This window comes from Streptomyces sp. BE303 (assembly GCF_036290945.1).
In the GTDB taxonomy this organism is placed as follows: domain Bacteria; phylum Actinomycetota; class Actinomycetes; order Streptomycetales; family Streptomycetaceae; genus Kitasatospora.
Genome location: NZ_JAQYWZ010000309.1, coordinates 21,855 through 42,768, shown reverse-complemented (window position 1 = coordinate 42,768; position 20,914 = coordinate 21,855). Strand labels below are relative to the sequence as shown.

Sequence of the window (20,914 nt, the reverse complement as noted above, 5' to 3'; positions counted from 1 at the left end):
CAGGGCGGCCCAGTGGTGGATCTGGCGGACCAGCAGACCGCCGCGCACCTCGAAGCTGATGTCGACCGTCGACGCGTACGCCTCGGACATCGGGATGCCCTTGAGCGGGACGTACACGCCGTCGTAGATCACCTCGCCCATCGACGGCTTGAAGAACAGCGTCAGCCAGACGCCGGTCAGGATGATGACGACGAAGCTGTAGAGGCAGATCTCGCCCAGCATGAAGGACCAGTGGTCCGGGAAGATCTTGCGCAGGTTGGCCCGGGCCAGGGTGTAGATCCCCAGCCGGCCGTCCGCCCAGTCGGCGGCGCGCTGCCCCCGCCCGGCTCCGGGGCGGCTCTCATTCGGGGTCATGTCCACGCACCTCGGTCGAAGTGAAACGGGGATCTGTCCCCGTTTCGAAGCTGGACCCAGGATAAACGGGGGGTGATCCCCACTTCTAGTGGGGGGTGCGTTCCGGCGGTTTCCCGTCCGCCCCGCGCCCCCCGCGCCCCGCGCCCCGCGCCCCGCAGCCCTCGCGGCCCCGCCCGCCGCCGCCCCGGCCGGAGACGGCGAACGGCCCGCCCGGTGTCCTTTCGAACACCGGACGGGCCGCAGCGCACCGTCGCGTCACACCACGAGGGTCAGTGCACGAGCACCGGCACCTCGTTGGTGTTCGCCGCACCCTCGCCGGCCGTCGCGCCGTCGGGGCGCCCGGCGTTGATCAGCACGAAGGCGATCGCGGCGGCCAGCACCAGGATCCCGAAGGACCACCAGATCGCGGTCGAGAAGCCGTGCACCATGCCCTGGAACTGCACCGCCTTGGCGGCGTCCGGGGTGGTCGCGCCGCCCAGGTGGGCCGCCAGCCAGGTGGTCGTCGCGCTGGCCGCGATGGTGTTCAGCAGGGCGGTGCCGATGGCGCCGCCGACCTGCTGCGAGGTGTTGACCATGGCGGAGGCCACACCGGCGTCGCGCGGCTCGACGCCGTGCGTGGCGAGGCTCATCGCCGGCATGAACGCGGTGCCCATGCCGAGGCCCATCAGGACCAGACCGGGCAGGATCAGCGCCGGGTAGGAGGTGTCCAGGTCGATCTGGGTGAGGATCAGCATGCCGATCGAGGCGACCAGGAAGCCGGGCGCCATCAGGTACCGCGCCGGGACGCGGGTCATCAGGCGGGCGCCGATCTGGGTCGAACCGGCGATCATGCCGGCCACCATCGGCAGGAAGGCCACGCCGGTCAGGACCGGGCTGTAGTCGAGCACGATCTGCAGGTAGTAGGTCAGGAAGAGGAAGAGACCGAACATGCCGATCACGGCCAGACCCAGCGACAGGTAGACCCCGCCGCGGTTGCGGTCCAGGATGACGCGCAGCGGCAGCAGCGGAGCCTTCACCCGCGCCTCGACCGCCACGAACGCGCCCAGCAGCAGGACGGCGGCGACGAACAGGCCGATCGTGATGCCGGAGGACCAGCCGTCCGACTCGGCCCGGGTGAAGCCGTAGACCAGGGCGACCAGGCCGGTGGTGACGAGGATGACGCCGGGGACGTCGAGGCGGTTGCGGTTGCGGCCCTCGGCCGGCTCGCGGATCACCATGACGGCGCCGATCGCGGCGGCCACGGCGAACGGGATGTTGACGAAGAAGGTCCAGCGCCAGTTCAGGTACTCGGTCAGCAGGCCGCCGAGGATCAGGCCGATCGCACCGCCACCACCGGCGATGGCGCCGTAGATGCCGAACGCCTTGGCGCGCTCCTTGGCCTCGGTGAACATCACGGCCAGCAGCGAGAGCGCGGCGGGCGCGAGCAGTGCGCCGAAGACGCCCTGGAGGGCGCGGGCGCCGAGCAGCATGGCGGTGTTGGCGGCGGCGCCGCCGAGCGCGGAGGCGAACGCGAAGCCGGCCAGGCCGACCACGAAGGTCCGCTTGCGGCCCCAGAGGTCCGCCACCCGGCCGCCGAAGAGCAGGAGTCCGCCGAAGGCCAGCGCGTACGCGGTGATCACCCACTGGCGGTTGCCGTCGGTGATGCCCAGGTCCTCCTGGGCGGAGGGCAGCGCGATGTTCACGATGGTGGCGTCGAGGACGACCATCAGCTGCGCGAGCCCGATGAATATCAGGGCCTTCCATCGCCTCGGATCGGGCTGGACGGCGGGCAGGGAATCGGTTTTTGGCATGGCGGTACTCACTTCACGGTGCGAGGCGTGCGGAACGGTGCGGACGGAAACGGTGCGGATCGGAAGTACATCAGGACGAACCGCGCGAACGGGCGCGCGGAGGTGGCCGCGCGGTGGTCCCGCGGTGACGGGTCGGTGACTCGGTGGGTCAGTGGTCGGTGTGGAAGTCCTCGAAGGTCGCGGCCCGGCCGGGCAGGACGGAGCGCGCGGGCGCCCGCATGCCGTCCAGGAACAGTTGCAGGTGCCGGTGGACGAACTCGTCCAGCACCACGCAGGAGGTGCCCGGCAGGGGGCGGGTGAGCTGGCTCATCGCGATGAACAGATCGCCGTGGTCGACGTCCGCGCGCAGTTCGCCGGCCGCCTTCGCACGCTCCAGCAGACCGCCGACGACGCTCATCAGGCGCTCCCGTGCCTCGACCAGGTCCGGATCGAACATGTCGACCCGGTTGGTCAGCATCGGGCAGAGCGCGCCGATCTTCTCGTCGACGGTCCGGTGCGCGAACCGCTGGAGGGCGTCGAACGGGCCGGCTCCCTCGGCGGCCGCCGACTCCGCGTTCGCCACGATGCGGTTCTTGACGAGCAGTGCCACCTCGCGGATCAGCGCGGCCCTGGTCGGGAAGTTCCGGTAGAGCGTAGCGTTTCCGACGCCGGCCCGCTTGGCGATTTCGTCCAGCGGCGCATCCGCGCCGTGCTCGACGAAGGCGTCGCGGGCTGCCAGCACGATCCGCTCACGGTTCCGGCTCGCGTCCGCACGCAGCTTCGGCGTGCGGACCGGCGGCTCCGCGGTGCGGGTCGGCTCGACGGCGGCGGTGCTCACTCGGTGCTCCTCCCGGATTCCGGGGAATCTCTCCCCGCTTAGTCCTACGAAGAGCCAAACGGGGAATCCCTCCCCGGAAATTTCACTTTCGAATGTGACCTGCGTCACATCTCGGGGACTCCCTCGTCCGCCGGTCCGCCGGTCCGCCGGTCAGCCGGTGGCGACCGTGTAGCGGCCGGTCCGCGGGTACCAGGCGTGGTCGCCTGCCAGCCAGTCCTTCAGTCCGCCGGTGAAAGCCGCCACCGTCCGCCCGGCCTCCGGACCGAACTCCTCCGCCAGGTGCGGGACGTCCTCCCGGGCGATGCGGTCGAAGCAGTCCAGCCGGGCGTTCATCAGGTCGGTGACCGTGTCCACCGCGGTCTGCCGGGAGCAGCGCAGGAAGTGCCGGAAGACCGGGACGGCGTTGTTGAGCTCGCCCTCCAGCTCCGTCTCCTTGCGGCAGGAGTAGAGGTCGTTGCGCAGGTCCACGTTGTCGGCGAACGCCTCGATCAGCGCGGTGACGGTCGGGTGGGAGAGCAGCTCCGGCGGCAGGTCCCGTCCCCGGACGTGCAGCGGCAGCACGGTGGACAGTGGCGTCCCGGCCGTGCGGCGGCGCATCTGGAGGTACTCGACCGGATCGGGGACGCGCCCGGCGAGGGTGTTGTCCAGCTCCCAGAGGTTGGCGGCGGCGAAGTCCAGCGCGGCGTCCCGGAGCCGGCGCCGCAGGTCCGGCGGGAGCACGGCCGCGGAGCGGGCCCAGACGTCGGCCAGCGCGACCTCGACGGGGTGCTGCGGCTGTGCCGGCCCGGTCCGGTCCCGCGGATCCGGCGCTCCGGCCGTCCGGTGGCGCGGGTCCGGCGATCCGGCCCGGCGCCGCGGGCCCGGCGCGGCTGCGGCGGCCGACGGCATGCAGGCGGCCAGGCGGGCGACGAAGCGTCGCGCCCCCGCCGCGTCGCCGGTCGCCTTGACGGTGACGAAGTGGTCGTCGACGGCGAACGCCCAGACGTTCCAGTCGCCGACCAGCAGCAGTTCCTCGACCGGTAGGTCCGGCTGGGTGAGCGCCGTGAACAGCGCGAGCTCCTGCCGGTCGAAGCGCTCCCGGCTCCACACGCCCGCCGGACCGGTGAGGCCGGTCAGCTCCGCCCACTGCGCCGCCCGGGCGCGGGCGGCGGCCTGCCGGGGGTTGAGCCGGGCGGGGTACGGCATGGCGAAGACCGGTGGTCGCGACGGGAGCTCCGGGAACGCGTGGGCCCGGCGGGCCAGGGCGGCGACCGTGCGCTCGGCGGAGTCGCCCAGGCCGGAGGGCAGGCCGGTGAACACGCCCGGTGCGGCGCGGTTGCGGTGTGCGGACACGGTGGCGGCCCCTTCCTGCACGGGTCGGTCGCCAGTCTCGTGCAGGGCCGGTCCGCAGATGCGGGAGCGATCGGAGGTTCACCCGATCGGGTGACCGCCCCCGCCGCGGGCCAGTGCCACGGGCCGGCGGAGCGGGATCTCGAAGTGGACGGTGGCCACGCCGGGGCCGTGCTCGCCGGTCGGCCGGGCGTCGTAGACCTCCTCGGCGAGGCTGCGCCAGAACCCCTCGGCGCCCGGGACGGCGGTGTTGGTGTGCAGGTAGAGCCGCCGGTAGCCGCCCTCTTCGGAGGCGAACTCGCAGGCCCGGCGCACCAGTTCACGGGCCAGGCCGTGCCGTCGGTGCTCCGCCCGGACGTACACCCGGACCAGCTGTGCGGTGGTGCCCGAAGGGTAGCGCTCGGCGACCTCGCGCGGGTGCGGCGGGTGGGCCGGGCCGGTGGAGTGCAGTGCGGTGGTGGCGACCACCTCGCCGTCGCGCACGGCGACCAGCAGCGCGTGCCGGGGGTGGTCGAGGTAGTGCCCCTGGAGGTCGACCACGTCGGCGTGCCAGTCGGGCACGTAGCCGTAGCCGAACTCGCGGTAGAACGTGTCGAGGATCAGCCGGCGCGCACCCGGGACATCCGCGGGCAGTGCATGCCGTACCAGATAGGGGTATTGACGATTCATCAGGAAACTCCGACGGGACGGACCGGGGTGGGTGACTGTTAGCGTACATGAAAACCACTTTCATCTAACACGGCAACGGAAGTGCGTGCCGGCGTGTTGAAAATGAAAACGAATCCCGTTACGTTCCTCTCGCGGCCTGCCGAAACCGGCCTGCCGCCGTGTCTGCGTGTCCGTCGAGAGGGAGAGTCGTGGCGCATCTGCTGGTGATCGAGAGCTGGGTCGGCTCCATGAGCAGGTTGCTGCCAAGGGCGCTGGGGGAGAGCGGCCACCGCTTCACCTTTCTCACCCGCGACCTCCACCACTACCTGCGGGCGGCCCCCGCCGACGGCCCGCACCCGCTGCTCGCCGCCGAGAACATCCTCACCGTCGACACCAACGACCCGGCCGTGCTGCTCCCGTACGCCGAACGGCTGCACGGGCTGCTCGGCTTCGACGGGGTGCTCTCCTCCTGTGACTACTACCTGCCGCAGGTCGCCCGGGTGGCCCGCCGGCTCGGCCTGCCCGGGCCCGACCCGGAGGCGGTCACCGCCGCCTGCCGCAAGGACCTCACCCGCGGCACGCTCGCCGGGGCCGGCGTCCCCGGGCCCGCGTACGCGCTCTGCTCCGACCGCGACCAGGCCCGCGCCGCCGCCCGGGCGATCGGCTACCCGCTGGTCGTCAAGCCGGTCGACCTGTGCGCCGGGATGTTCGTCCGCGAGGTCGCCGACGAGGCCGGGCTCCTCGCGGCCGTCCGGGCCGTGGAATCCTTCCCGGTCAACGCGCGCGGCCAGCGGCGGGACCCGGTGGTGCTGATCGAGGAACTGCTCACCGGTCCCGAGGTCAGCGTCGAGACGGTCTCCTCCGGCGGTGTCGCCCACGTCGTCGGGATCACGGACAAGAGCATCGGCGGCGCGCCCGCGTTCGTCGAGACCGGCCACATGTTCCCGGCCGCGCTCGATCCCGCCGACGCGGCCGCCGCCGCCGACACCGCCGTCGCCGCGCTGTCCGCGCTCGGCCTCGACCAGGTCGTGGCGCACACCGAGATCAAGCTGACCCCCGCGGGGCCCCGCGTGGTCGAGGTCAATCCGCGCCCCGCCGGGAACCGGATCACCGAGCTGGTCCGGCGGGTCACCGGCGTGGACCTCGCCGCAGCGGCCGTCGACGTCGCCCTCGGACGCCGGCCCGACCTGGCAGTCCATCCGACCGGCGTCGTCAGCGCGGCCATCGCCTTCCTGGTCCCGGGCGAGTTCCCGGTCGCGGGGGAGGGGCGGGCGGGTGCGGGGCTGCTGGACGGGTTCGACGGCGAGGCCGAGGTCCGCCGGGACCCCGCGGTGGTCGAGCTCAGCCTCGCCGGTCCCGGCCGCGAGGTGCGGCCGGCCACCAGCAACAACGAGTACCTCGGGCACGTCATGACCGCCGACACCGGCGGCCCCGGCGCCCGCGGCACGGCCGAGCGCCTGCTCACCGGGCTCACCCCCCGGTACGCGGTGGCGGACTGTCCGGCCGAGCCCGCGGCGGTGCCCGCGTGAGCCCGGCCGCCGCTCCTGCCGCTGCGGCGACGGCCGCCACCGTCGCTCCTGCCACGGCCACGACGGTCGCCGCCCCGTCCGCGTTCGACCTGGTCGCCGACCGGGCCCGCGCCGGCTCGTACGGGCCGGACCCGGCCGGCCTGCGGATCGCGCTCGCCTTCACCACCGCGCAGGCCGTCCGGCACGCCGGCCGCGCCCAGGGGTACCGCAACGAGGTGCTCAGCCTCCGGCTCGACGCCGCCGTCGGCTCCTGCGCCGTCGAACCGGGCGAACTGCCCGCCGGAGCGCTCGACGACTGCGTCGGCGCCCGCGTCGACGAGCTGCTCGACCACCCGCTCGCCGCCGTCCGGGTCGCCGCACTCGACGCCTACCTGGGCCACTGCCGCCCGCACACCTCCGCCCGCGGCGCCCGGACGCTCACGCTGCCGGCCGGGTCCTCGCTGGAGAAGTCCCGCGCCCGGGCCGCCGCGGTGGTCCGTCTGCTGCCGCTCGCCGAGGTCTGCCGCGTGCTGGTCGTCGGCGTGGTCAACTCCCTGCTGGAACAGCTCCGTTCGAGCGGTGCCGAGTACCTCCCCTGTGACCTCAAGGGCGGTGTCACCGAATGGGGCGAGCCCGTGCACGCCGACGCCCTCGCCCGACTCGACGACTGCGACGCGATCCTCGCCTCCGGCATGACCCTCGGCAACGGCACCCTCGACCCGCTGCTCGCCCACGCACGCACCACCGGCAAGCCCCTGGTGCTGTTCGCCCAGACCGGCAGCGCCGTGCTGCCCCGGCTGCTCGGCGACGGGGTCAGCGCCGTCAGCGCCGAGCCCTACCCCTTCTTCTGGCTCGACGGCGGCCCCACCGACCTCCACCTGTACGGGGGCGGGGCCCGGTGACCGCACTGCTCGACTCCGGCGCCGTACTGGGCAACCCCGGTCTGCTGTCACTGCTCGGCCACACCCCGCTGGCCCGGATCACCACCCCGCTGCCGCACCCGCACCCGGGCTTCTGGGCCAAACTGGAGGGCCTCAGCGCGGGCGGCATGAAGGCCCGCTCCGCGGTCGCCATGCTCCGCGGCGCCCACGCGCGCGGCGAACTCCGCCCCGGCGCCACGGTGGTGGAATCCACCTCGGGCACCATGGGCGTCGGCCTGGCCTTCGCCGGGCAGGCGCTCGGCCACCCGGTCGTGCTGGTCGGCGACACCGAACTCGAACCGTCCATGCGGCAGTTGCTGCGCGCGTACGGCGCCCGCCTGGAACTCGTCGAACGGCCGGCCCGGCACGGCGGCTGGCAGGCCGCCCGGCTGGCGCGGCTGCGCGAGGTGCTCGACCGGCTGCCCGGCGCCTACTGGCCCGACCAGTACAACAACCCGGACAACGCCGCCGGTTACCTGGCCATGGCCCAGGAGATCACCGCCGACCTCGACCACCTCGACGTCCTGGTCTGCAGCGTCGGGACGGGCGGACACAGCGCCGGCCTCGCCGAGGCGCTGCGCCGCCGCTGGCCCCGGCTGCGGATCATCGGCGTCGACTCGGTGGGCTCGACCATCTTCGGACAGCCCGCCCGGCCCCGTCTGATGCGCGGCCTGGGCAGCTCCATCCACCCGCGCAACGTCGCCCACCAGGCCTTCGACGAGGTCCACTGGGTCGGCCCGGCCGAGGCGGTCGACGCCTGCCGGCGGCTGGCCCGGGGCGCCTTCGTCAGCGGCGGCTGGTCCACCGGGGCGGTGGCCCTGGTCGCGGCCTGGGCGGCCCGGGTCCACCCCGGCGCCGCCGTGGCCACCGTCTTCCCCGACGGCCCGCACCGCTACCTCGGCACGGTCTACGACGACGCCTTCTGCCGGCGGCACGGCCTGGACGCGGAGCGGGCGGCGCTCCGCCCGATCGAGATCCCGCACCCGGCTGCCGTCGAGGTCAGCGGCTGGGCGCGCTGCCGCACGGGGGGTGCGGCACCCGCCACCGCGGTGGCGGCCGTCCCCGCCGCTCCGACGGCCCCGGCCGTACCGCCGGGCCTGGTGGTCCCGCCCCCGGCCGGCCCGCCGGACCGGGCGGGCGTCGGGGCCGCGACCGGCGGCGACACCGTCCGACCCGAGGAGGACCGATGAGGCTCGACGTCCGTACCGTACGGCTCCGGCTCGCCGAGCCGCTGCGGATCTCCCGCTCGGTCACCACCGAACGCGACGCCGTCCAGCTCGCGCTCGGCCACGGCGGACTGACCGGACACGGCGAAGCCGTCAGCAGCGTCTACCTGCACCTGCCCACCGACCGGATCCGGCGCGAACTCGACGGACTGCGACCCGCGTTGGAGCGGTACCCGGACCCCGAGCAGGCGCTCGCCGAACTCCGCTTCGCCGCAGTCCCGTTCGTCTGCCTCGCGGCCGGCGTGCTGGCCGCCGTCGAGGCGGCCCTGCTCGACCTGGTCGGCAAGCGGGCCGGCGAACCCGTCCACCGGCTGCTCGGCCGGGCCGAACCGGTGGTCGTCGCGACCGCCCGCACCATCGGCATCGAACCGCCCGCGCGCGCCGCCGTGCAGGCCGCCCGGCTCGCCGACGCGGGGTTCACCGTGCTGAAGGTCAAGGCAGGCTCCGCCGATCCGGGCCTCGACCTCGTCCGGGTCCAGGCCGTCCACGAGGCCGCCCCGGACGCCCGGTTGCTGCTGGACCCCAACGGCGCCTGGACGCCTGAGCAGGCCCTCCAGCTGCTGCCCGCCTTCGCCGCCACGGGTGTCGAGGCCGTGGAGCAGCCGATCGCCCCCGGCAGCCCGGACGTGCTCGCCGCCGTCGCCGCGCGGTCGCCGATCCCGGTGATCGCCGACGAGGACGCCGTCGCCTTCGAGGACGTCCGCCGGATCGCCGGGCGGGTCCACGGGGTCAACCTCAAGCTCGCCAAGTGCGGCGGCGTCCACCAGGCGCTGCGGATCGAGGAGGAGCTGCGCGGCAGCGGGACCGAGCTGATGTTCGGCTGCCTGGCCGCCAGTTCGCTCGGCATCGCGCCCGCCGTCCACCTCGCCGACCGGGCCCGCTGGATCGACCTGGACGGGCACCTGCTGCTCGCCCACGACCCCTGGCAGGGCATCGGCGGAACCGACGGCACCGTCCGCACACCGGACCGGGCGGGCCTCGGCGTGCTGCCCGTCCCGGACGCCGCCCCGGACGCCGCCCCGGGGCCGGTGGCGGGGTCGGTGCCGGAGGCCGCCCGAGGGGCTGTCCGGGGCCCCGCCGGCGAAGCCCACCCCCGCGCCGGCACCCGCCCGGTGGCCGGCCGGTGAGAATACTGCGCGCCGTACGGTCCTTCCCCGTGCCCGTACGGCTCCTCCTGGTCAACCAGCTCGGCGTCAACACCGGCTTCTACCTCCTCATCCCGTACCTGGCCGGCCACCTGGGCCACGACCTCGGCCTCTCCGCGCTCGCCGTCGGCGCCGTGCTCGGACTGCGCAACCTCAGCCAGCAGGGCCTGTTCATCCTCGGCGGCTCGGCCGCGGACCGGCTCGGCGCGCGCCGCGTCATCATCGCCGGGTGCGCGCTGCGCAGCGTCGGCTTCGGACTCTTCGCGCTCGGTGACTCGCTCGGCATCCTGCTCGCCGCGTCGGCGCTCAGCGGGCTGGCCGGCGCGCTCTTCAACCCGGCCGTGCGCACCTACGTGGCGAACGAGGCCGCCGACCGCAAGGCCGAGGCGTTCGCGCTGTTCAACATGTTCGCCACCACCGGCGCGCTGGCCGGTCCGCTGCTCGGCACCGTCCTGCTGCTGGTCGACTTCCGGGCCGCCGCGCTCACCGCCGCCGGCATCTTCGCCGTCCTCACCGTCGCCCAGGCCCTCGCCCTGCCCGAGCGGGCCGTCCCGCCGCCGCCGCGCGGCGTGCTCGCCGACTGGCGCGAAGTCGCCTCCGACCGGCGGTTCCTGGCCTTCTCGCTGGCCATGGTCGGCCTGTTCGGGATGGAGAGCCAGCTCTACCTGCTGCTGCCCGACGCCGCCCGCCGCGCCACCGGGTGGGAGGGGGCGGTCAGCCTGGTCTTCCTGACCAGCACCCTGGCCAACCTCACCCTCCAACTCCGCATCACCACGAGGCTCCAGAGGGACGGGCCGGCCACCCGGTGGATCCCGCTCGGCCTCGCCGTCGCCGCCACCGGCTTCCTGCTGCCGCTCGTCGTCCCCGGCCTGCCCGGCGTCCTCGGCGGCGTGCTGCTGCTCCAGACCGGCCTGATGACCGCCCAGCCGTTCGTCCTGGCGCTCATCCCGGCGTTCGGGCGCCCCGGCCTCACCGGCACCTACTACGGCCTCTACTACGTCGTCTCCGGCTTCGCCGCCGCCCTCGGCAACACGGCGGTCGGCCGGGCCATGGACAGTGCCGCCACCGCCCCCTGGCTGCTCTGCGCCGCGCTCGGTCTCGGCTCCGCCGCCGCACTCACCCGGCTGCACCGCGCCGGACGGCTCCCGGCGCCCGCCCGCCCCCTTCCCACCCCCGCCCGCCCTCTCCCCAGCGAGGCCCGATGACGCCCCGGCCCCTCCCGACCGAGCCGGCCGCCCCCGCGGCCGGTCACCGCAACCTCCTCACCGACGATCCGGAGCTCTACGAACTCCGCTTCCCCGACCCGGGATTCACCGCCGCGCGGTGGGCCGAGTCGGTGCTCCGCGGCTACGGCGCCGGGCCCAACGTGCTCGACCTCGGCTGCGGCACCGGCCGGGACGCCGAATGGCTGCACCGCGCCGCCGGGCGGACCGTCACCGGCCTGGACAGCTCCGCGACGATGATCGAGTACGCCCGCGCCCACCACCCCGGGCCCGTCTACCACGTCGGCGACATGCGGACCTTCCCCTTCGCCGCCGGGCGGTTCGACGCGGCGCTCTGCCTGGACAGCGCGCTGCTCTACTGCCACACCAACGAGGACCTCGACGCCCTGCTCGGGCGGCTCGGCCGCCACCTGCGCCCCGGCGGCCTGCTGGTCGCCGAGATGCGCAACGGCGCGTTCTTCCTCGGCCGCACCGAACTCCTGGACGCCCCGAGGACCGACACCGTCACCCGGGACGGCGTGACCCACACCTCGCACACCACGCTGTGGATCGACCGGGCCGCCCAACTCCTGCGCCGCACCCGCACCTGGACCAGTGACGACGGCGCCGCGCCGGTGGCGCAGCACTCCGCCTGGCGGCTCCTCTTCCCGCAGGAACTGCGTCACCTGCTCGCCGCCCACGGCTTCACGGTGCTCGCCCTCTACGACCGCCCCGGCCCGCGCACCGAACCGCCCTGGACGGACGGCGACCTCCCCGCCGACACCGCCGACGAAGACCGCCTCCACCTGGTCGCCAGGCTGGACCACCGCACACGAAAGAGAAGTTGACCCATGGACCGTCCGCACGCCTCCCGGCCCGCCCCCGGCTCCCCGAACCCCGCCGCCCGCCCCGCGGCGCGCCCGATGGCCCGCCGCACCCTGCTCGTCGCCTCCGCCGGAGCCGCCGGAGCCCTCGGGCCGGCCGCCTGCTCCCCGGGCCCGGCCGGCACCCCCGGAGACGCCGCCGCCGGCGCGTCCGGCACCCCCCGGCGCGGCGGCCGGCTGCGCGCCCTCTTCGCCGGCGGCGGGGCCAACGAGACCCTCGACCCGCACCTGGTCAACCTGTTCGCCGACGCGGCCCGGGCCAAGGCGCTCTACGAGAAGCTCGCGGACTCCGGCTCCGACCTCGCCGCCGTCCCCCGTCTCGCCGCCGGATGGGAGCCCAACGCCGGACTCGACACCTGGACCGTCCGCCTGCGCGAGGCCGTGTTCCACGACGGCCGGCCGGTCACCGCCGCCGACGTCCTGCACAGCTACCGCCGAATAGCCGACCCCAAGCGGGCGTTCCGGGCCCGGGCGTCCCTCGAACCGGTCGACCTCGCCGCCAGCCGCGCGATCGACGCCCGCACCGTGGAGTTCCGGCTCAAGCGCCCCTACGCCGAGTTCCCCAACGTCCTGGCCGCGTTCGGCGCCTACATCGTCCCCGAGGGCACCGAGGACTTCCAGCACCCGGTCGGCTCCGGCCCGTTCTCCTTCGTCTCCTTCAGGCCCGGAACCTCGTTGCTGGTGCGGCGGTTCGACGGCTACTGGGACGGCGCACCGCACCTCGACGAACTGGAGATCCTCGCCGCCGCCGAGGAGTCCGCCCGGGCCAACGCCCTGCTCGCCGGACAGGCCGAGTACGCCCACGAGTTGACCCCCGCCACCGCCCGCGCGCACGAGCGCGGCGGACGGATCGGCATCGTCCGGCTGCGCAACAGCGCCATGCAGGGCTTCGTGATGAAGACCGACCGGCCGCCCTTCGACGACGTCCGGGTCCGGCAGGCGTTCTTCCTCATCGCCGACCGGCAGGAGCTGGTCGACGGCGCGCTCTCCGGCGCGGGCGAGATCGGCAACGACCTGTTCGGCAAGGGCGCCCAGTACTACCCGGCCGGTCTCCCGCAGCGCGCCCAGGACCTCGACCGGGCCCGCGCGCTGCTGCGCGAGGCGGGCGCCGAGGGCCTGAAGGTCACCCTCGACACCTCCCCGGTCGCCGCCGGCTTCGTGGAGGCGGCCGGGATCCTCAAGGACCAGGCCGCCAAGGCCGGCGTCACCGTGGAGGTCAAGGTCGGCAGCAAGGACACCTACTGGAAGGACATCCTGGACGGCGGCGTGTTCGCCTCCTACCGGTCCGGCGCGCTGCCCGTCGAGTCGCACATCTCCCAGCGGCTGCTGTCCGGCTCCACCACCAATGCCACCCACTGGCGCCGCCCCGACTTCGACGACCTGTACACCCAGGCCCAGTCCACGGCCGACCCGGCCGCGCGCGCCGCCCTCTACGAGCGGATGCAGCGCCGGCTGTACGACGAGGGCGGCTTCCTGATCTGGGGCTTCGCCGACTGGATCGTGGGCACGGCGCAGCGTCTGCGCGGCGTCTCCGCCGAGGCTCCGGCCAACACCCTGGACTGGGCCAGGTTCGACAAGGTCTGGCTGGCATGACGACGCCGCTGCGCGGCTGGGCCCGGCGCCGGCTGCTGCTCGGCGCCGGGCAGATCGCGGCCGTCCCGGTCCTGGTCTTCGTCCTGACCGAGGCGCTGCCCGGCGACGCCGCCGTCACCCTCGCCGGGGACGACCCCGACCCGGCGAGGATCGCGGCGATCCGGGCCGCGCTGCGGCTGGACCGGCCGGCGGTGGAGCGGTTCGCCGACTGGGCGGGGGAGCTGGTCCACGGCGAGCTCGGCCGCTCGCTGGTCAGCGGTCGCCCGGTCGCCGACTACCTCGCGGACGGCCTCGCCCCGACCGTCCTGCTGGCCTCGGTCACCCTCGTCCTGCTCGTGCCCGTGGCGGTCGGCCTCGGCATGCTCGCCGCCCGCCGGGAGGGCGGCCCGTTGGACCGCGCGATCAGTACCGCGACCCTCGGGGTGTACGCGGTACCGGAGTTCGCGCTGGGAGTGCTGCTCACCGCGGTCTTCGCGATCCGCCTCGGCTGGCTGCCGCCGACCGCCGTCGGCGGGGTCCGGGAGCAGCCGGCCGTCCTGGTCCTGCCGGTCGTGGTGCTGCTGGCCCGCCCGGTCTGCTCCGTCGCCCGCCTCGTCCGGGCCGGGCTGATCGAGGCGATGGCCGCGCCGTACGCCGTCCACGCGCTGCGCTGCGGCGTCCCGCCCGCCCGCGTCCGCTGGACGCACGCCCTCCCCAACGCGCTCGCCCCGGCCGCGCAGCAGCTCGCGCGTACGGCCGACTGGCTGCTCTGCGGCGTCATCGTGGCCGAGGCCCTCTTCGTCATCCCCGGCCTGGGCACCGTCCTGCTGGACGCCGTCGCCGCCCGCGACGTTCCCGTGGTGCAGGGCCTCGCCGTGCTGTTCGGCGTGGTGACGGTCGTCCTCAACCTGGCCGCCGACCTGGTCGCGCGCCGGCTCGCGCCGCGCACGGAGGTGGTGGTGTGACCGGCCCCCGCCCGCCCGGGCCCTCGCCTGCCGGGCGCGCGCCCGACGGGCCTTCGCCCACGGCCGCCCCCCGGGGTCGGGCCGCCACGCCGAGGGAGGCGACGGAGTGAGGAAGTACGCCTTCGGTACGGCGCTGATCGCCGTGCCGCTGCTGATCGCCCTGGCCGGACCGCTGGTCGCCGGGGCGCCGGGGCCGCGCGCGGTGTCGTTCACGGCGGGCGGCGGGCACTGGCTGGGCACCGACTTCACCGGCCGTGACGTCTGGCGTCAAGTCCTGCTGGGCGGCCGGTCGGTGGTGCTGGTGGCGATCGCGGCGACGGTGCTCGCGTACGCGCTGGCGCTGCCGCTCGCGCTGGCCGCCGCGCTGACCGGGCGGGCCTGGTGGGAGGAGGTGCTGCTGCGGCCGCTGGACGTGCTGATCGCCGTGCCCTCGCTGCTGCTGGTGCTGCTGGTCGCCACCGCGCTGGAACCCGGTCCGGGCGGGCTCGCCCTGCTGGTCGGGGTGGCGGCGGTGCCCGACGTCGCCCGGGTGGTGCACGCGGCGGCGGTGGCGGCGGCGGCCCGGCCGGTCGTGGAGGCGTTGCGGTTGCACGGCGAGTCGTGGTGGCGGATCGCGTTCGACCAGGTCACCCGGACGATCCGTCGTACGGTCGCCGCCGACGCCGGGACCCGGCTGGTCGGCGCGCTCTACCTGGTCGCCACGGCGGCCTTCCTCGGCGTGGGCGTGCAACCGGACGCCGCCGACTGGGCGGTGATGGTCGACCGCAACCGGCCGGGACTCTTCCTCCAGCCCTGGGCGGTCGTCGTTCCGGCGCTGCTCGTGGCCGGGCTCTCCACCGGCACCAATCTGCTGTTCGACGCCGCCCTGCACCGGGCGGGCGGGAAGGAGGTCCGACGGTGACCGAACCGGAGCTGGTGAGGGTGGACCGCCTGGGTGTCGCGGTCGGCGGGCGGACGCTGGTGGACGGCGTCAGCCTGCGGGTCCGGCCCGGCCGGGTGACCGCGCTGGTCGGCCCGTCCGGCAGCGGCAAGACGACCACGGCGCTCGCCCTGCTCGGCGTGTACCCGGACGGCGCGCGGGTGACCGGCACGGTCACCGGCGGGATGCCGGGCACCGGGCGGCCCGGCGCCCCGGGCCCCGGCGCCGTGCGCGTCGGCCACGTGCCGCAGCACCCCGCCACGGTGCTCAACCCGGCCCGCCGGGTCGGCGTGCTGCTGCGCGACCTCGCCCGGGTGCACGGCGGCGGCCCGGAGGCCGTCCGACGTGCCCTGACGGACGCTGAACTGACCGATGTGGAAGGGGTGTTGAGCCGGTACCCGCACCAACTGTCCGGCGGCCAGCAACAGCGCGTGGTACTCGCCCAGGCGCTGCTGACCGGCGCCCGGGTGATCGTCGCCGACGAGCCCACCACCGGCCAGGACCCGGGGACGGCGGCCCGGGTCGCCGCGTTGTTCGGCCGACTCGTCGCGCGCGGCACCGGACTGCTGCTCCTCAGCCACGACCTGCGCACCGTGCGGGAACTGGCGGACGAGGTGGTGGTCCTGGAGGCGGGCCGGACGGTGCGGACCGGTCCGCCCGCGGACGTCCTGCCGGCCGCCGAGGAGCCGGCCCCGTCGGCGCCGTCGCGGTCCGGCCGACCGGAGCCGGGGCCGGTCCGCCTCTCCGTCACCGGACTCACCGCCCGGCACCCCGGGGGCGCGGCGGTCCTGCACGACGTCGGCCTGACGCTGCGGGCGGGGGAGTGCCTCGCCCTGGTCGGCCGCTCCGGCAGCGGCAAGACCACCCTGGGGCGCTGCCTGGCCGGGCTGCACCCGCGTCACGACGGCTCCGTCCGGCTCGACGGCGAGCCGTTGCCGCGCAGCGTCCGGCGCCGGGGACGGCGGGGGCTGTCGGCCGTCCAGTACGTGTTCCAGGACGCCAGGAGCACGTTCGCGGACCACCGCCCGGTTCTCGACCAGGTGGCCCGGGCGGCCGTCCGCCTCCGCGGCCGCTCGTCCTCCGAGGCCGCCGACGAGGCCAGGACCCTGCTGGCCGCGCTGGGCCTGGACCCGGCGAAGGCGTCCCGACCGCCCGCCGGACTCTCCGGCGGCGAGTTGCAACGGGCCGCCCTGGCCAGGGCGCTGGTCGTCGACCCGGCTGTGCTGGTCTGCGACGAGATCACCTCGGGGCTGGACGCCGACACCCGGACGGCGATCCTCGCCCGTCTCGCCGAGCGGCGGGACCGCACCGGCCTCGCGCTGCTCTTCATCTCCCACGACCTGGCCGCCGTCGGCGCGCTGGCGGACGCGGTCGTCACGATGGCGGAGGGCCGGCTGGTCACCGGCCCGCCCGCCCGGGCGACGGAGTGTCAGACCCCTGGGCTAACGTCGCCGGCATGAGCACCGTGATCGCAGCCGTCCCCGCCCCCGAGGCACTCGCCGCACTGGTCGACGTCCTGGCCGCCCGGGCCGCGTCCGGCGCGGACGCCACCGGCCTCGCGGAGACGGCCCGCCGGGCGTTCGCCGCCGAGCGGCCGGGCCCGTTGCCGGACCACTGGTGGCTCGCCGTCCCCGGCGAGACGTACGAGGAGGCGTTCACGGTCCTCGGTCTGCACGACCGGATACCCGTCACCGTCCGGTACGGCCTGGCCGCGCAGGAGGACGACGAGAAGGACACCCCGGAGCCGGTGCACCGGGTGTTCGTCACGCCCGAGTACGCGGGGTGGCGTCTGATCTACGCGGAGTCTCCGCTGCGGGAGACGACCTGGTGGCCGCACGACGTCGTCGAACGCCTGAGCGCCGCCTGCGGCAAGGCCCAGGTCTTCTACCAGGACCCGTTCGCCGACTCCGTCATCTGGGCGGCCGCCGAGCACGGCGCGCTGGTCCGGGGCTACTGGCGCGCCGACGATCCGGAGTGGACGGGGGAGCCGTTCCCGTGGGAGTCGCTGCCCGGCGCGGCCGGCTCCGAGGGGGAGACGGCCGACGATGACGACGATGACGACGACGCCGAGCCCAACGCCTCGCGGGTCACGTCGATCAGCGCGGCTGCGGCGGGCCTGTCCGTCGACCCTGCCGCCATCACCGCCGAGACCCCCGTCCGTGGCCACGGCTGGCTCGCCCTGACCGCACCGGGAGCGGGCCACGACGGCTTCGAGGGGGCGCCCGAGCTCTGACCCGCCCCCGCCCCCGCGCCCGCCCGCCGGAACCGCCGACCGCCGCAGCGGCCACCCGCCCGGCCGTCAACCTCCGCGCTCCGCCGTGGCGGCGCCCGTGTGCGGCGCGCGCGGCGGCCCGCACCCGCGCCGCCCTGCGTGCCGTGCCGCGCCGGGGTCGCCTCGTCGGCCTAGGCTGAACTCGCCCGGGCGGCCGGTCGGCCGTGCGAGTCGGGAGGGGCCCGGCGGCCGGGACCAGGAGGTACGCGATGGGCAGCGGTGAGGCAACGGCCGCGGTGCGCTGTGTAGCGGCCGTTCCGTGCTGGGTGAGCCTGGTGGCGCGCGATCTCGACGCGGCCAAGGCGTTCTACGGACCGCTGTTGGGGTGGGAGTTCGAGCCGGCGCCGGATCGTTTCGGCCCGTACGTGCACGCGGTGGCCGGCGGGGAGGCGGTCGCCGGACTCGGTGTGGCGGGCGGCGACTGGGACATGTCCGTCGCGTGGACCAGCTTCTTCGGCACCGAGAGTGCCGATGCCGCGGCCGACGCGGTCCGCGAGCGCGGGGCGACGCTCGCCGTCGGCCCGCTCGCCTTCGACGTCGGCCGGGTGGCGTTCGCGGCGGACCCGGCGGGCGCGCTGTTCGGGATCTGGGAGGGCCCGCCGGGCCGGGCCCGGCAGCTGGACCTGCCGGGCGCCCCGGTCTGGATCGAGCTGCGCACGCCCGACCCGTTCGCGGCCGCGCTCTTCTACGGCGAGGTGTTCCGCTGGGACGGCCGGGACCCGGAGCGGTTCGAGGTGCGCTGGGAGCACGACCGGGTGGTGCTGCGGGCGGAGGGGCACAGCGTCGCCGCGCTCGCCAGTGAACAGGCGGGCGGTCCGACCGGAATGCGCCCGCACTGGGAGGTGTCGTTCTCGGTGCCGGACACCGATGCCGCGCTGCTCGGGGCGGAGGCGCTGGGCGGGACGGCGATCGGTCCGGCCTTCGACTCGCCCTACGGGCGGGTCGCGCGGCTCCAGGACCCGGAGGGCGGCCGGTTCGCGGTGATCAGCCCGAAGCGCTGACGCCGTCGGGCGAGGCCCCGCCGAGGTTCCGGGCGACCTCCTCCCGGGTGGCCCGCAGCCGTTCGGCGAGTGCGGCCCGGGCCCCGGGCGGCAGGGCCTTGCGGGCGGCCGGGTAGAGCTGCCTCTCCTCCGTCGCGAGGTGCCGGCGGAGCAGCTCGGTGAGTCCGTTCAGCAGGGTGCCGGAGGTCGGATCGCCGGGGGGAAGGGCCTGGAGGTCGGCGAGGTACTGGCCGATCGCGAGGTGGTCGTGGATGCACTGGAAGACCAGTGCGCCACCGTCCGGCACGTCGTGCTGGACCACCGGGAACAGGTGCTCCTCCTCCGCGGCGCAGTGGCTGAACAGCAGGTCGGTGAGGAGACCGACCGGCTCGTCGGGCAGGCCCGGGGGCGCCTCCGATCCGGCGGACCCCGGTCCGGGGGCCGCCTCGGGCGCCTCCGCCGGCGCCCGGGCCGCCCCCGTCTCGTCCGTGGCACCCGCGGTCCCCGTCGTCGCCGGGGTCGTCGCCGGGGTCGGGGACGGTTCGGACGGCTGTCCGGGCCCGGCGGCCTCGATCCGGGCGAGCAGTTCCTCCACCGCTCGGTGCTCCGCGGTGAACTCGTCCAGGATGTCCGGCCTGCGGCTCATGGTGCGCCCGCCTCCTGTCCGGTCTTGTCCGGTCCAGTACGTTCTCGTCCGATGTGTCCGACATCTCCAGTATCCGGCGTCGCGGCAGGTGTCCGGACGCCCCTCGGCGGAAGTGCAGGTCAGGGGTGCGGGCCGGGGGCCCCGACGCGGACGCGCAGGGCGGCGTTCCCGTGGCGACCCCTCGGGTCAGGGGTGGTCCCGGCGCCCGGTGAGGGCGAGCATGCGGGCCTGCGGGTCGGCGTCGTCCGGGACCGGGAGCGGGGGGTCGAAGAGGCCGCTGCCGGACAGGTCGCCGTAGCCGGTGTACTCGCCGAGCGCGAACTCCACCAGGCCGGCGGGCAGCCGGGTGCGGTGGCGGATGCCCTCGGCGAGGTCCCAGGTGTGCACGACGGCGTCGGCGGTGAGCTGATCCAGGTAGTACTGACCGGAGACGTCGCCGAAGGACAGGTGGACGGTGAGCTCCGTGGCCCCGGGAAGGGCGAACGCGTCCCGGGAGGCTTCGGCGGCGGCCGTCCACGTGGCGACGGGATCGGTTCCGAGCACGTCGCCGTCGAAGCGGCCGCCGACCTCCGAGGTCGTCGAGCCCATCAGCATCTCGGGCACCCAGAGCTGCTCGGCCGTGAGGTGGTTGACCAGGTCCCGGACGGACCAGTCGGCGCACGGTGTGGGCGCGTCCCACTGGTCGGGGGTGACCAGCCGCAGCCGGTCGCCGAACGCGGCCAGCGCCTCGGCGTAAGGGGTGTCCTGCCGTGCCGCCGCCCGGTCTTCCCTGCGATGAGCCATACCTCCACCCTGCCCTGTCGCGCCCGGGGACGCGCGCCGGTGGTCCGGTGGCAGGACCCTCGGCGGGGCCCGCCGGGCCCCGCCCCGCCGAGCTGCTCAGGGTCGGCAGCCGGGTCCGCCCCGCCGGGCTGCTCCGGGTCCGCCCCGTCGCGCGCCACTGCGCGCCGGTCTACACCACTCCTTGACCCGGCCCCGCCAAATTTCCCCGTCCCGTCAGTTGTTCAAATTCAAACTTCCAGGTACGGTCGAACAGCGCTGGTTCGAATTTGAACAACCAGCTTCCTCGACCGACCGACCGACCCCCCATCGATGGAGACGCGCATGCCGAGCAGCAGCCCGAGCACGACCGCCCCCACCACCACCTCCGCTTCTGCCCGGGCGATCCCCGAGTTCGGAGCGACCTCTCCGCACGCCTACGACGTCGGCCTGCTGCTGCTGCGCGTGGCGCTCGGCCTGACCATGGCCGCCCACGGCGTCCAGAAGCTGTTCGGCTGGTTCGGCGGCGGGGGTCTCGACGGCACCGGTCGGTTCTTCGAGGTGAGCGGCTACCCCGCGCCCAGGGCCATGGCCGTCGTGGCCGGCCTCACCGAGGTCGGCGGCGGACTCGCTCTCGTCGTCGGCCTGCTGACCCCGCTGGCCGCCGCAGCGATCCTCGGCACCATGCTCAACGCCCTCGCCGTCACCTGGAGCGGCAACTTCTTCGCGGCGAAGGGCGGCAGCGAGTACGAGCTGCTGCTGATCGCTGTCGCCGCCGCGCTCGCACTGACCGGCCCGGGCCGCTACGCCGTGGACCGCTACCTGCCCGTGGTGCGCTCGCACCGACTGCTGTACGGTGCCGCCGCCGTCGTGGTCGGCCTGGTGACGGCCGGCATCGTTCTGCTCGTGCGCAAGTGACGGACCCGCACCACCGCGGTTCGCGGCCGTGCACCGGAAAACCGGTTGCGAGGGCCTGAG

At 75.1% G+C, this 20,914-nt stretch carries 20 protein-coding genes and 1 pseudogene; 14 read left to right on the top strand and 7 right to left on the bottom strand.

The genetic code is table 11. The annotated features are described in order from the left end of the window. The 5 genes and pseudogenes from PUR56_RS03675 to PUR56_RS03655 all read right to left on the bottom strand — a co-directional run. Positions 1–354 (bottom strand): annotated as a pseudogene (locus tag PUR56_RS03675) (ubiquinol-cytochrome c reductase cytochrome b subunit); the annotation flags it as partial. 269 nt (positions 355–623) lie between these two features. After that, a complete protein-coding gene (locus tag PUR56_RS03670) occupies positions 624–2,144 on the bottom strand; it encodes an MFS transporter (RefSeq protein WP_329879653.1) in 1,521 nt (506 codons plus the stop codon). 148 nt (positions 2,145–2,292) lie between these two features. Continuing rightward, the gene (locus PUR56_RS03665) at positions 2,293–2,961 is read right to left on the bottom strand and encodes a TetR/AcrR family transcriptional regulator (protein WP_329879652.1); all 669 of its coding nucleotides are present in this window, start codon (positions 2,959–2,961) and stop codon (positions 2,293–2,295) included. Positions 2,962–3,111: 150 nt separating this feature from the next. After that, positions 3,112–4,293 (bottom strand): terpene synthase family protein, encoded by a 1,182-nt coding sequence (locus tag PUR56_RS03660; RefSeq protein WP_329947824.1) that lies wholly within the window; start codon positions 4,291–4,293, stop codon positions 3,112–3,114. Between the two features lie 78 nt (positions 4,294–4,371). After that, complete coding sequence (locus PUR56_RS03655) at positions 4,372–4,959, bottom strand: GNAT family N-acetyltransferase (RefSeq protein WP_329947823.1); 588 nt, start codon at positions 4,957–4,959, stop codon at positions 4,372–4,374. A 188-nt stretch (positions 4,960–5,147) separates the two neighbouring features. Between PUR56_RS03655 and PUR56_RS03650 the strand changes: the two genes are divergently transcribed. From PUR56_RS03650 to PUR56_RS03595, 12 genes are all read left to right on the top strand, one after another. Then, a complete protein-coding gene (locus PUR56_RS03650) occupies positions 5,148–6,467 on the top strand; it encodes an ATP-grasp domain-containing protein (RefSeq protein ID WP_329947822.1) in 1,320 nt (439 codons plus the stop codon). Further along, positions 6,464–7,348: a Rossmann-like domain-containing protein gene (locus PUR56_RS03645; protein WP_443034430.1), complete on the top strand. Its 885-nt coding sequence runs from the start codon at positions 6,464–6,466 to the stop codon at positions 7,346–7,348. Before PUR56_RS03650 ends, PUR56_RS03645 begins: the two co-directional genes overlap by 4 nt. Positions 7,349–7,353: 5 nt before the next feature. Continuing rightward, positions 7,354–8,556 (top strand): PLP-dependent cysteine synthase family protein, encoded by a 1,203-nt coding sequence (locus PUR56_RS03640; protein WP_329947826.1) that lies wholly within the window; start codon positions 7,354–7,356, stop codon positions 8,554–8,556. Then, positions 8,553–9,719 carry a dipeptide epimerase gene (locus PUR56_RS03635; protein WP_329947821.1) on the top strand — a complete coding sequence of 389 codons (1,167 nt, stop codon included), beginning with the start codon at positions 8,553–8,555 and terminating at the stop codon, positions 9,717–9,719. Before PUR56_RS03640 ends, PUR56_RS03635 begins: the two co-directional genes overlap by 4 nt. Next, the gene (locus PUR56_RS03630) at positions 9,716–10,942 is read left to right on the top strand and encodes an MFS transporter (RefSeq protein ID WP_329947820.1); all 1,227 of its coding nucleotides are present in this window, start codon (positions 9,716–9,718) and stop codon (positions 10,940–10,942) included. The genes PUR56_RS03635 and PUR56_RS03630 overlap by 4 nt, the downstream gene beginning before the upstream one ends. Then, positions 10,939–11,787: a class I SAM-dependent methyltransferase gene (locus tag PUR56_RS03625; RefSeq protein WP_329947819.1), complete on the top strand. Its 849-nt coding sequence runs from the start codon at positions 10,939–10,941 to the stop codon at positions 11,785–11,787. The genes PUR56_RS03630 and PUR56_RS03625 overlap by 4 nt, the downstream gene beginning before the upstream one ends. 75 nt (positions 11,788–11,862) lie before the next feature. Then, positions 11,863–13,416: an ABC transporter substrate-binding protein gene (locus PUR56_RS03620; protein WP_329947825.1), complete on the top strand. Its 1,554-nt coding sequence runs from the start codon at positions 11,863–11,865 to the stop codon at positions 13,414–13,416. Then, positions 13,413–14,360: an ABC transporter permease gene (locus PUR56_RS03615; protein ID WP_329947818.1), complete on the top strand. Its 948-nt coding sequence runs from the start codon at positions 13,413–13,415 to the stop codon at positions 14,358–14,360. Before PUR56_RS03620 ends, PUR56_RS03615 begins: the two co-directional genes overlap by 4 nt. Before the next feature lie 106 nt (positions 14,361–14,466). Then, positions 14,467–15,261: an ABC transporter permease subunit gene (locus PUR56_RS03610; RefSeq protein WP_329947817.1), complete on the top strand. Its 795-nt coding sequence runs from the start codon at positions 14,467–14,469 to the stop codon at positions 15,259–15,261. Beyond that, positions 15,258–16,739, top strand: a complete 1,482-nt coding sequence (locus tag PUR56_RS03605) for an ABC transporter ATP-binding protein (protein ID WP_329947816.1) — start codon at positions 15,258–15,260, stop codon at positions 16,737–16,739. The genes PUR56_RS03610 and PUR56_RS03605 overlap by 4 nt, the downstream gene beginning before the upstream one ends. Next, positions 16,736–17,512 carry a hypothetical protein gene (locus PUR56_RS03600; RefSeq protein WP_329947815.1) on the top strand — a complete coding sequence of 259 codons (777 nt, stop codon included), beginning with the start codon at positions 16,736–16,738 and terminating at the stop codon, positions 17,510–17,512. The genes PUR56_RS03605 and PUR56_RS03600 overlap by 4 nt, the downstream gene beginning before the upstream one ends. Before the next feature lie 314 nt (positions 17,513–17,826). Then, positions 17,827–18,552, top strand: a complete 726-nt coding sequence (locus PUR56_RS03595) for a VOC family protein (RefSeq protein ID WP_329947814.1) — start codon at positions 17,827–17,829, stop codon at positions 18,550–18,552. On the opposite strand, the gene PUR56_RS03590 is transcribed toward PUR56_RS03595, so the two are convergent. Continuing rightward, on the bottom strand, positions 18,536–19,177 hold the full coding sequence (locus PUR56_RS03590; RefSeq protein WP_329947813.1) for a hemerythrin domain-containing protein: 642 nt from the start codon (positions 19,175–19,177) through the stop codon (positions 18,536–18,538). The two genes, PUR56_RS03595 and PUR56_RS03590, sit on opposite strands and share 17 nt — an antisense overlap. 186 nt (positions 19,178–19,363) lie before the next feature. Continuing rightward, a complete protein-coding gene (locus tag PUR56_RS03585) occupies positions 19,364–19,960 on the bottom strand; it encodes a TIGR03086 family metal-binding protein (RefSeq protein WP_329947812.1) in 597 nt (198 codons plus the stop codon). Between the two features lie 47 nt (positions 19,961–20,007). Between PUR56_RS03585 and PUR56_RS03580 the strand changes: the two genes are divergently transcribed. Both PUR56_RS03580 and PUR56_RS03575 read left to right on the top strand, forming a co-directional pair. After that, on the top strand, positions 20,008–20,145 hold the full coding sequence (locus PUR56_RS03580; protein WP_329947811.1) for a hypothetical protein: 138 nt from the start codon (positions 20,008–20,010) through the stop codon (positions 20,143–20,145). A gap of 136 nt (positions 20,146–20,281) precedes the next feature. Next, complete coding sequence (locus PUR56_RS03575; protein ID WP_329947810.1) at positions 20,282–20,854, top strand: DoxX family protein; 573 nt, start codon at positions 20,282–20,284, stop codon at positions 20,852–20,854. Positions 20,855–20,914: the final 60 nt, after the last annotated feature.

Coding starts and splice junctions, on each gene's coding strand:
- PUR56_RS03670 (WP_329879653.1), bottom strand. CDS start 2,144: ATGCCAAAAACCGATTCCCTGCCCGCCGTCCAGCCCGATCCGAGGCGA.
- PUR56_RS03655 (WP_329947823.1), bottom strand. CDS start 4,959: ATGAATCGTCAATACCCCTATCTGGTACGGCATGCACTGCCCGCGGAT.
- PUR56_RS03635 (WP_329947821.1), top strand. CDS start 8,553: ATGAGGCTCGACGTCCGTACCGTACGGCTCCGGCTCGCCGAGCCGCTG.
- PUR56_RS03625 (WP_329947819.1), top strand. CDS start 10,939: ATGACGCCCCGGCCCCTCCCGACCGAGCCGGCCGCCCCCGCGGCCGGT.
- PUR56_RS03620 (WP_329947825.1), top strand. CDS start 11,863: ATGGCCCGCCGCACCCTGCTCGTCGCCTCCGCCGGAGCCGCCGGAGCC.
- PUR56_RS03615 (WP_329947818.1), top strand. CDS start 13,413: ATGACGACGCCGCTGCGCGGCTGGGCCCGGCGCCGGCTGCTGCTCGGC.
- PUR56_RS03600 (WP_329947815.1), top strand. CDS start 16,736: ATGAGCACCGTGATCGCAGCCGTCCCCGCCCCCGAGGCACTCGCCGCA.
- PUR56_RS03590 (WP_329947813.1), bottom strand. CDS start 19,177: ATGAGCCGCAGGCCGGACATCCTGGACGAGTTCACCGCGGAGCACCGA.
- PUR56_RS03585 (WP_329947812.1), bottom strand. CDS start 19,960: ATGGCTCATCGCAGGGAAGACCGGGCGGCGGCACGGCAGGACACCCCT.
- PUR56_RS03575 (WP_329947810.1), top strand. CDS start 20,282: ATGCCGAGCAGCAGCCCGAGCACGACCGCCCCCACCACCACCTCCGCT.